The sequence below is a fragment of the Ureibacillus thermosphaericus genome (genome assembly GCF_012396605.1).
Classification (GTDB): Bacteria; Bacillota; Bacilli; order Bacillales_A; family Planococcaceae; genus Ureibacillus; species Ureibacillus thermosphaericus.
Map to the genome: position 1 here is coordinate 37,173 of NZ_JAAXPW010000026.1, position 10,609 is coordinate 47,781.

Genomic DNA, 10,609 nt, shown 5'->3' on the forward strand with positions numbered 1-10,609 from the left:
TTTTCCCTTTTTTCTATTTTTTGTTTTTTTTCATTATCCTTCATTGTTATAATATCCCGAAAATATGTAAATTAATTGTCAAATAAATAGTTCTAACATACTGCGTATTTCTTAACTTTTGAAAAAAATTTCTCTTTTAATCTTGTTTTTTACTAAAAAAAATTGGAATATTTATAGAAAAAAGTTGTTGCAATTTTTTGAACTGTTAAATAAAATTAAAATTGTAAAATTCTTAAAAAAGAATTTTGCGCACACAAAGCAGCAAAAAAAATCAAAAATAAGGGGGTATGTTTATGGCGAAAGATAGCGGAAAGCAAATTGATTACGAAAGAATCGCCAAAATGGAATCGTTCAGACAGTTATCTAGAAAGAAAAACTCATTTCTCTGGACGATGGCAGTAATTTTCTTTGTCTTATACATGCTTCTTCCAGTTTTAACATCGTACACAGAAATTTTGCATCAAAAAGCAATTGGAGAAATTACGTGGGTATGGTTCTATTCATTTGGTCTCTTTATAATGGTTTGGGGACTGGCACACTTCTATGTGGGAAGAGCGAACAAATTTGATAAAGAAGCAAGAGAAATTATTGATGAATACGAAAGAGGTGCTGGTCAATGAGTCTTCCTTCTATAGTCATGTTCTTAGCTATTGTTGCTGTTACTTTGTATATTACTTATTGGGCTTCTAAAAGAACCAGCACTGCAAGTGATTTCTATACTGCTGGCGGCGGCCTTAAAGGTTGGCAAAACGGACTAGCTATCTCGGGGGATTATTTATCTGCTGCATCATTCTTAGGGATTGCAGGTTCTGTTGCATTATACGGTTATGATGGCTTCTACTTCTCTATCGGTTATCTAGTAGCTTACTTGGTTGTATTATATATCGTTGCCGAGCCACTTCGTAACCTTGGTAAATTCACATTGGCCGATATGATCACAGCTCGTTTCGAAATGGCCAAAGTTCGTGGAGCTGCTGCTTTAAGTACAATTGTAATCGTTTTATTCTACATGATTGCACAGCTGGTTGGTGCAGGAGCACTTATTCAGTTATTATTCGGTATTCCTTATTGGGCAGCTGTTCTAATCGTAGGTGTCATGATGACAATTTACGTATTGTTCGGTGGAATGACTGCTACTTCATGGGTACAAATCATTAAAGCTGTTCTATTGATGTTTGGTACTGCTATTATTTCGATTCTTGTATTATTGAAATTTGATTTCAGTATTATCAGAATGTTCTCGGAAATGGCAACTGCAACTGATGCAGGAGAAGCGTATCTAAATCCTGGATTGCTTTATAAGAACGGAATCAATACGATTTCCACATTATTGGCATTAGTGTTGGGTACTGCTGGTCTACCGCACATTTTGATGCGCTTCTTCACAGTTAAAGATGCGCAAACTGCTCGTTCATCAGTTATCTGGGCTACTTGGATTGTTGGTATTTTCTATGTATTGACAATCTTCTTAGGATTCGGAGCAGCTGCATTTGTTGGTAAAGAAACGATTGTTGCAGCAAACCCAGCTGGTAACATGGCTGCACCGTTGCTTGCAGAAGAATTGGGTGGAGACATTCTATTCGCATTCGTTTCTGCGGTTGCATTCGCAACAATCTTGGCGGTAGTTGCAGGACTAGTACTTTCAGGTGCTTCTGCCCTATCTCATGACATTTATGGTCAAATTGTTAAAAAAGGCAAAATTACTGAAAAAGAGCAAGTTATTGCTGCTCGTATTGGTTCATTAGTCATTTCTGTTATTTCTATTTTACTTGCATTAGGAGCTCAAACGCTTAACGTTGCGTTCTTGGTATCATTAGCATTCTGTATTGCTGCATCTGCTAATTTACCAGTAATCATTTACACAATTTACTGGAAACGATTCAATTCTAATGGTGCTGTATGGGCTATCATTGGTGGATTAATTACTGCTTTAGTTCTTGTGGCAGTTTCACCAAACGTATGGAATCCAGAACCAGGTAAAGCGATTTTCGTAGGTACGCCATTAGTATCTTTAACAAACCCAGCAATTATTTCTGTTCCAGTTGGTTTCATTTGCGGTTGGATTGGAACTATTTTATCTAAAGAAACGGATTATGCAAAATATAGCGAAGTTGAAGTTCGCGCACAAACTGGTATTTCCGTTAATAAAGTCTCTCACTAATTCTAACCCTTTGATCCTTGAGTTTCATAACTCAAGGATTTTTTAATTGCACATCTTTTATCCATTACTCCCCTACTCTTTTCTCCAATTGTTATTCTCTATTTAATTCTTATTATAGTAGAAATATTTTTATTTTTTTATTGCTAGATGGTATATATCACAAATCTGTCACATAAAGCTTTAATAACTTTAATTGGTATGCAGTGGAACATGACGGGTTTGGAGGGATGTAATGTTGAAGAAAACTACCATTATTATTTTAACTTTGCTTTTCTTAATCGGAATACTAGCAGGCTGTTCTACCAGCACATCGAATACTTCTAATAACACTTCCAATTCAACAAATTCTAAAGTCATCAAAATTGCTGCTCATGCACCAATGTCTGGTAGTAATGCTATCATTGGTGAAGCCATCAAATTAGGCGCTCAAATGAAATTAGAGGAAGAATTAGCGAAGTTTGAGGAAATGGGTTTTACATTACAATTGGAACCATACGATGATCAGGCAGATCCAAAAAAAGGCGTATCCAATGCCAATTTGATTGGAGCAGATGAATCTATTTACGGCGTTATCGGTCATTATAACTCTGGCGTATCGATTGCGGCTTCCGAAATATATGAAAAGTATTATGTTACAATGGTCAACCCTGCAAGTACAGCAACAGAAGTGACAGATCGGGGGCTGACAACAGTTAATCGCATCGTTGCAAGAGATGATCATCAAGGGCCTGCAGGAGCAAGATATGCGGTGAATGAATTGGGAGCAAAAAAGATTTTTGTTATTCAAGATAAAACAACATATGGTACAGGATTGGCAGACGCCTTTGTAGAGGAAGCTGAAAATCTAGGTGCTGAGATTGTAGGGTATGAGGGAATTACTGTTGGCGAAAAAGATTTCAATGGCGTATTAAACTTAGTGTTAAATAAAAAGCCTGATTTAATTTACTTTGGAGGTATTTTTGGCGAAGGTGGAATTCTTATAAAACAGGCACGTGAGAAAGGCATAACAATTCCAATTATGGGTGGAGATGCGCTCTATTCCTCAGCCCTTGTCGATATTGCAGGTGAAACAGTGAAAAATGTGTATATTACAAATATTGCTGGAGATGCGAGCTCTACAACAGAAGGTAAACAGTTTATTGAAAATTATAAGGCGAAATTTAATAAAGATATCGAGCCGTATTCTGCATATGCTTACGATGCGATGGGAGTATTTTTACAAGGATTAGAAAAAGCCATTCATGCCAATAACGGTGAGTTACCATCTAGAAAAGAAGTAGCAGAAGCAGTTCGATCCGTCAAAGATTATAAAGGCGTTTTAACAGACGTTTCTTTTGATGAAAAAGGCGATAATATCAACGCAAAATTGTATCTTTATAAATTTGATGAAGCAACTTATCCAGCCACATTTGTTGGTGAAATAAGCCAATAAAAAGACTTTTAACAACAAAACCAATTAGAAAAATAAACAATGCATTTTACTCAAAACAAAAAGAGGAAGGCAGATGAGCTTTCCTCTTTTTATCATTTTATTTAATTCGAAGGTTCCCTTCCCTACTCTCTCGATAAAATAACTATTGTTAGTAAAATGCATAATGATCCAATCCAATCAATCCATCCAAAAGCAACCCCTAAGAATGCTACAGATGTTAATGTTGCGGATAATGGTTCAAAACAAGCTAGTAAACTTGTTTCAGAAGCGCTTAAATATTTTAAGCTATCTAAATAAAAATAAAATGAAAGAACGGTTCCGCAAACAACGACAAATAAGAAAGCAAAGTTTGCCTCAATATGCCATTGCCCTTCAAATTGCCAAGGAGCTCTTATAATGCTAAAAACGATTCCACCTATTAACATTCCCCAGCCAATGGTAATAAAGGATCCCCATTTTTTTAATAATTTAATTGGATAAATCGTGTAAAATGCTAAACCAAGGGCAGACAGAATTCCCCATAAAAAAGCTTCTTTTGAAATCGTTAATGTCTGAATGTTTCCGTGAGTGACAAGCAAAAAAGTTCCAAAAAGTGCTGAAAAAACTGCAATCAGTTCTTTTAATGTCGGTAGACGTTTGGCAATAATAAGATAATACATTGTCACTAATCCTGGACCTAAGTATTGTAAAACCGTTGCTGTTGCCGCGTTTCCGTGTTTGATAGCAGCTAAGTATGTATATTGAACACCGATCATACCAAATATTCCGAAAATGACTAATGGAATGGCGTCATTTTTTTGTTTCCATATGTCAAAAATATGTTTTCCTTCTTTATTATAAGCAATGATTAATAATAACAATCCAGCAAGTAGTAACCGAACAGTTGTAAACCATTCTGTGTTGATATGTAAATGTTGAAACATATATTGGGAAACAGTACCGGATATTCCCCAAAACAATGCAGCAAGAATTACTAACGCCATTCCTTTCGAACGATGTTCAATGGATAACACTAATTTCCCCATAATGATTCCCCCAAAATAAACGATGATAACAATAGTAAACCGTTTTCGAAATTTTTTCAATTTAAAAGTGGACAACTCCATAATAGAGTCATCCACAATATTATGTTCTTATTGATTATAAATCCTTTATAACTTCTTGAATAGGTTTGAGAATTTTTACAAATAATAATTCACCATCGTTGTTTATATCGAATTTCAATGAACCATTTGAATAACGATCTGCTTTAGTGAGTTCAGAAATTGCAAATTTCTCTTGTACTTGTTTTTTCGTTACTACAAGTACCGAATCTTCTTCATTAACAACCAAAACGTTAAAGATACGGTGAGGATTTGTTTTTAATTCTTTCAATATGACAAGACCACGTTTAGCTCGGCCTGTTCGTTCGATTTCGGAAATACTCATCCGTTTGATTGCACCTCGATGGGTAACGACAAGTACATCTTGTTTAGCATCTTTTTCAATTACATTAACTGCGGCTAATATATCATCATCTTTTAAATTGATGCCTTTAACCCCACCTGTTTTGACACCCGTAATCGGTATTTCTTCCATGTTAAATCGTACTGTATAGCTTAAATATGATGTTAGGATAACATCCTTATCGGAAGATACAAGGTTTGCATAAATCATTTCATCGTCATTTTTTAGGTTCATTGACTTAATTGGTTTGGAGTATCGAGATACTTGATATTCAGCTAGACTCGAACGCTTCACTTGTCCTTGTTTTGATGCCGTTAATACATGTAAGTTTTCATCATCAAAGTTTTCAACGCCAATAGCACCTATTACTTTTTCGCCTTCTTCAATCGGAACAATACTTGAAATATGTTGACCTAAATCTTTCCAACGAATATCCGGCAATTCATGAACTGGTTGATAAATGTAGTTACCTTTATTCGTGAAAATTAATAGGTAATGTTGAGTATTCAATGTCTCTTCAAATAGTAAATAATCCGATTCTTTCATTGCAATATCTTCCGGGCTTGACGCTGCATAAGATCGTAGACTTGTCCGTTTTACATAACCATCTTTTGTAACAGTCACGACAACATCTTCGCTTGGCACTAAAACGTCTAGAGACAATTTGATTTCTTTAATTTCAGCTTGGATAGTGGAACGTCGAGGCTCGTCAAACTTTTTACGCAATTCTTGGATTTCTTTTTTAATGACCTTAATTAATTCTTTTTCACTACTTAATATTTTCGATAGTTTTTCTGTTGTTTTTTGTAATTCTTCATGCTCTTTTTGGAGCTGCGTAATATCTGTATTTGTTAAACGATATAATTGCAAGTTAACAATTGCTTCTGCTTGTGCTTCAGTAAATTGGAATTTCGATTGCAAATTGTTTTTTGCATCTCGTTTATCTTTAGAAGAACGAATTGTTTGAATGACGTCATCTAAAATGGATAAAGCTTTTATCAAACCTTCAACGATATGTAATCGATCTTTTGCTTTTTGAAGGTCAAATTTCGTCCTTCTTGTTACAACATCCTTTTGATGATCGATATATGCATCTAGCATTAATGGAAGTGTCATCATTGTTGGACGCCGATTATGAATAGCAATCATATTAAAGTTATATGTGATTTGTAAGTCTGTGTTTTTATATAGATAGTTTAAAATGGCTTCTCCATCAATATCTTTCTTTAATTCAATAACAATTCGGAGTCCTGCTGTTCGGTCAGATTCATCTCGAATGTCAGCAATCCCCTCTAAACGCTTGTCAAAACGCATTTCATCAATTTTCTTTACAAGTTGTGCTTTATTCACATCATAAGGGATTTCAGTGATGACAATTTGCTCTTTTCCACCTTTAATGGGTTCTATTGTTGCTTTGGAGCGAATAATAATTTTTCCTTTGCCTGTTTCATAGGCTTTTTTAATGCCATCAATCCCTTCTATGATTGCACCAGTAGGAAAATCAGGCCCCTTTATAACTGTCATTAAATCATCTACAGTACAATTTGGATGGTCTAGACGCATCAATATTCCATCTAATACTTCTGACAAGTTGTGAGGTGGTATATCTGTTGCGTAACCTGCAGAAATACCAGTAGCACCGTTTACAAGTAAGTTAGGAAGTTTAGCAGGAAGCACAGTCGGTTCAGTGTCTTGGTCATCAAAGTTTGGAACGAAATCGACTGTTTGTTTATCAATATCTTTTAGCATTTCTGCAGCTACAACGGAAAGGCGCGCTTCCGTATAACGCATTGCTGCTGGGGGGTCACCATCAACCGAACCGTTATTTCCATGCATTTCAATTAACGGATAGCGAGCTTTCCAATCTTGGCTAAGTCGTACCATTGCTTCATATACGGATGAATCCCCATGAGGATGGTAGTTACCAATAACATTACCGACTGTTTTCGCAGATTTTCGGAATGGTTTTTCATGGGTGTTCCCTTCCCTATACATCGCATAAAGAATTCTACGTTGCACAGGTTTTAATCCATCTCGAGCGTCGGGAATCGCTCGGTCTTGAATAATGTATTTACTGTAGCGACTAAAACGATCGCCAATCACGTCTTCTAAAGTTAATTCATGAAATCGTTCGGTTGACGCCATTATTCTTCCTCCTTATGTTGGATGAAATCGGTTACGAAAGTATTTGTATCTTCTTCCATACCAAAATCAACATTTGATTCTATCCATTTACGGCGAGGTTCGACTTTATCCCCCATTAAAGTTGTAACGCGACGTTCTGCACGGGCGCCATCTTCAATCGTTACACGAATCAGTGTTCTCGTTTCAGGATTCATCGTCGTATCCCATAATTGGTCCGCATTCATTTCGCCTAGACCTTTATAGCGTTGGATAACATAGCCCTTCCCTACTTTTTTAATTTTTTCTTGTAATTCATTTTCAGTCCAAGCATATTCAACAACTTCGTTTTTACCACTGCCTTTTGACACTTTGTAAAGCGGTGGTAAAGCTAAATAGACTTTTCCAGCTTCAATTAATGGGCGCATGTAACGATAGAAAAATGTTAGTAGAAGAACTTGGATATGGGCACCGTCAGTATCTGCATCGGTCATTATAATAATTTTATCGTAAGCCACATCCTCTAAATTAAAATCAGGACCTACTCCGGCTCCGATTGTATGAATAATGGTAGCAATCTCCTCATTTTTCATAATGTCCGTAAGTTTTGCTTTTTCTGTATTAATAACTTTACCGCGGAGTGGCAATATCGCTTGGAACCTGCGATCGCGACCTTGTTTTGCAGATCCCCCTGCAGAATCACCTTCCACGAGGTATAATTCATTTTTTTCGGGATTGCGAGATTGGGCAGGTGTTAACTTCCCAGAAAGAATTGTTTTAGCTTTTTTGCCCTTTTTACCGTTTCGTGCTTCTTCCCTAGCTTTTCTCGCTGCTTCCCTTGCCTGTCCAGCTCGAATTGCTTTCCGAACAAGAGATGCGGATAATTCTGCATTTTCTTCTAAAATATATAACAATTTTTCTGATAAAACAGATTCTACAGCAGTGCGGGCTTCGGGAGTTCCGAGTTTACTTTTTGTTTGGCCCTCAAATTGTAATAACCTTTCTGGAATTCGAACGGAAATGATGGCGGAAAGTCCCTCTCTTATATCGGTACCTTCAAGGTTTTTATCTTTTTCTTTTAATAAACCGACTTTTCGTGCGTACTCATTAAAGATACGAGTTAATGCAGACTTGGCACCAGTTTCATGAGTCCCGCCATCTCGAGTACGAACATTATTGACGAAGGAAAGAATAGTTTCGGAATACCCATCATTAAATTGGAAGGCAAATTCTACTTCTATATCATCATGAGTGCCTTCCACATATTTTACTGGATGGATGACATCTTTTTCTTCATTTAAATATTCAACAAATGCTTGAATTCCGTTTTCATAGCAAAATACTTCCCGCTTTCCTTCTTCCCTTTCATCAATCAGTTCAATTGTCAAACCTTTTAAGAGAAAAGCTGATTCACGTAATCGTTCAGCTAATGTATCATAATTAAATTTTGTTGTGGAAAATATCGTATCATCCGGTAAAAAGTGAACGAGTGTTCCAGTTTCTTTTGTCGTCCCAATTAATTCAAGGGTTGTTACCGGTTTTCCACCATTTTCAAAGCGTTGGCGATGAATTTGACCATCACGATAAATCGTTACTTCAAGAAACTTAGATAGAGCATTTACAACGGATGATCCCACACCGTGTAGACCACCGCTTGTTTTATATCCACCCTGACCAAATTTTCCACCAGCATGAAGCACAGTGAATATTATTTCAGGTGTTGGTTTACCTAATTTATGCATTCCTGTTGGCATTCCACGACCGTAGTCTCGAACGCTAATGGAATGATCTTTATGGATTTTGACGATGATATGTGAACCAAATCCAGCAAGGGCTTCATCCACTGCATTATCTACAATTTCATAAACTAAGTGATGAAGACCTCGGCTGTCAGTGGATCCAATATACATCCCTGGACGTTTCCGTACAGCATCCAAGCCTTCTAATACTTGAATGGCATCGGCATCATATGTGATCCCTGTTTGATTTATTGCCAAATTAAATCCCTCCAAATACAAACATCCGTTCTGTATCACTAATCGTACAGAGAATCGTTCCATCTGTCAATCACTAGTACATTCGAGCATCCTTTTCATTTTAACAAATTTTTGAAAAGAAAAAAGAAAATTTTTCATAAAGTGTACTTTGTACTGTTTTCATCTTAAAAATAAAAGATTGCCTAATAAATATACTTGCCAACACAATCGCTTTATTTATTTTACAAAGGATAACATATATAATAAATGAAGACATTTCTTTGATTCACGATTAAACATATGATTTCCTTCCACTGTACTATATTTTTTCGCGAATAATAGAAAAAAGCGAAAATGACCTTTCTCTTATAAGAGAAAAAGTGTAAAATGATTATCGCTAATAGTAAAACGTTTATTTTGAAAGGAATCTTGGTATGATTAATGTAATAGCAGTCATTTGTGCGTATTTAATCGGTTCGATTCCGTCTGGATTATGGATTGGAAAAATTTTTTATAAAACGGATATTCGAGAATTTGGAAGTGGTAACTTAGGTGCTACAAATACATTCCGCGTATTAGGAAAAAAAGCTGGAATGGTTGTTACCATCATGGATATTTTAAAAGGTACAGTAGCAACGATACTACCAATATTTCCGTTTTTCAGTGATACGATAGTACATCCTCTTATTTTAGGAGCAATAGCCGCGGTTGGACATATGTTCCCAATCTTTGCAGGTTTTCGTGGCGGAAAAGCTGTGGCAACATCAGGCGGTGTATTGTTAGGTTATTCATGGCCGTTTTTTATAATTTTAATCATCGGCTTCTTCATCAGTTTAAAACTGACGAAAATTGTTAGTTTATCGTCAATGGTTGTATCTGTCATAGCCGTGATTTATAGCATTATTTACTGGTTACTTACTGGTGATTACGCTTTATTTATCTTAGTATTGATTTTAGCTACTTTTATATTTTATCGACATAAATCCAATATCAAACGCATCAAAGAAGGTACGGAACCGAAAGTTAAGTGGTTATAATGTTTTTCGAAAGGATTTGGCGTAAATGAAAATTATTATTTCGGATGAAGCGTTGGCTTGGTTCAAAGAAGAGATGGAAGTAGAATCAGGTGATTACATAAGGTTTTACGCTCGTTACGGTGGTTCTTCCCCTTTCCATGAAGCTTTTTCTTTAGGAATGAACCGTGAAAAGCCTCATAATATTGGGGTTGAAACGGTTGTAGATGGCATCCATTTTTATGTTGAAAAAGATGATGAATGGTTTTTCAATAATCATGACTTATATGTTTCTATTGATTCAAAAACGGATGAATTAATTTACGACTATAAAAAAATCGAGTAGGAGGGAGCGATTAACTCCCGTCCTCTCACACCACCGTACGTACGGTTCCGTATACGGCGGTTCAATTAAGATGATTGACGCAAGTCTTTATAACTTCCGTGAATAGCTGTTCTC

General features: G+C 36.1%; 8 protein-coding genes. 5 read left to right on the forward strand and 3 right to left on the reverse strand.

What is annotated here, in order from left to right:
• Positions 1 to 293: 293 nt before the first annotated feature.
• The 3 genes from HF990_RS10685 to HF990_RS10695 all read left to right on the forward strand — a co-directional run bounded on the left by HF990_RS10685 (position 294) and on the right by HF990_RS10695 (position 3,593).
• Complete coding sequence (locus HF990_RS10685) at positions 294 to 620, forward strand: DUF485 domain-containing protein (protein WP_016838104.1); 327 nt, start codon at positions 294 to 296, stop codon at positions 618 to 620.
• Positions 617 to 2,161: a solute symporter family protein gene (locus HF990_RS10690; protein ID WP_168412568.1), complete on the forward strand. Its 1,545-nt coding sequence runs from the start codon at positions 617 to 619 to the stop codon at positions 2,159 to 2,161. The genes HF990_RS10685 and HF990_RS10690 overlap by 4 nt, the downstream gene beginning before the upstream one ends.
• 232 nt (positions 2,162 to 2,393) lie before the next feature.
• On the forward strand, positions 2,394 to 3,593 hold the full coding sequence (locus HF990_RS10695) for a branched-chain amino acid ABC transporter substrate-binding protein (protein ID WP_168412569.1): 1,200 nt from the start codon (positions 2,394 to 2,396) through the stop codon (positions 3,591 to 3,593).
• A gap of 122 nt (positions 3,594 to 3,715) precedes the next feature.
• Here HF990_RS10695 and HF990_RS10700 read toward each other — a convergent pair whose 3' ends face one another.
• The 3 genes from HF990_RS10700 to parE form a co-directional block, all read right to left on the reverse strand.
• The gene (locus HF990_RS10700; protein WP_016838101.1) at positions 3,716 to 4,618 is read right to left on the reverse strand and encodes a DMT family transporter; all 903 of its coding nucleotides are present in this window, start codon (positions 4,616 to 4,618) and stop codon (positions 3,716 to 3,718) included.
• Between the two features lie 115 nt (positions 4,619 to 4,733).
• On the reverse strand, positions 4,734 to 7,184 hold the full coding sequence (parC, locus tag HF990_RS10705) for a DNA topoisomerase IV subunit A (protein ID WP_168412570.1): 2,451 nt from the start codon (positions 7,182 to 7,184) through the stop codon (positions 4,734 to 4,736).
• Positions 7,184 to 9,157 (reverse strand): DNA topoisomerase IV subunit B, encoded by a 1,974-nt coding sequence (gene parE / locus HF990_RS10710; protein ID WP_168412571.1) that lies wholly within the window; start codon positions 9,155 to 9,157, stop codon positions 7,184 to 7,186. The genes parC and parE overlap by 1 nt, the downstream gene beginning before the upstream one ends.
• Positions 9,158 to 9,570: 413 nt before the next feature.
• On the opposite strand from parE, the gene plsY reads away from it, so the two are divergent.
• Positions 9,571 to 10,173, forward strand: a complete 603-nt coding sequence (gene plsY, locus HF990_RS10715; protein WP_168412572.1) for a glycerol-3-phosphate 1-O-acyltransferase PlsY — start codon at positions 9,571 to 9,573, stop codon at positions 10,171 to 10,173.
• Between the two features lie 25 nt (positions 10,174 to 10,198).
• Positions 10,199 to 10,495, forward strand: a complete 297-nt coding sequence (locus tag HF990_RS10720; RefSeq protein ID WP_168412573.1) for a HesB/YadR/YfhF family protein — start codon at positions 10,199 to 10,201, stop codon at positions 10,493 to 10,495.
• Positions 10,496 to 10,609: the final 114 nt, after the last annotated feature.

Bases quoted from the DNA above. Each gene is read 5' to 3' on its own strand.
- plsY (WP_168412572.1), top strand. From the start codon at position 9,571: ATGATTAATGTAATAGCAGTCATTTGTGCGTATTTAATCGGTTCGATT.
- HF990_RS10720 (WP_168412573.1), top strand. From the start codon at position 10,199: ATGAAAATTATTATTTCGGATGAAGCGTTGGCTTGGTTCAAAGAAGAG.
- HF990_RS10690 (WP_168412568.1), top strand. From the start codon at position 617: ATGAGTCTTCCTTCTATAGTCATGTTCTTAGCTATTGTTGCTGTTACT.
- HF990_RS10685 (WP_016838104.1), top strand. From the start codon at position 294: ATGGCGAAAGATAGCGGAAAGCAAATTGATTACGAAAGAATCGCCAAA.
- HF990_RS10695 (WP_168412569.1), top strand. From the start codon at position 2,394: ATGTTGAAGAAAACTACCATTATTATTTTAACTTTGCTTTTCTTAATC.
- HF990_RS10700 (WP_016838101.1), bottom strand. From the start codon at position 4,618: ATGGGGAAATTAGTGTTATCCATTGAACATCGTTCGAAAGGAATGGCG.
- parC (WP_168412570.1), bottom strand. From the start codon at position 7,184: ATGGCGTCAACCGAACGATTTCATGAATTAACTTTAGAAGACGTGATT.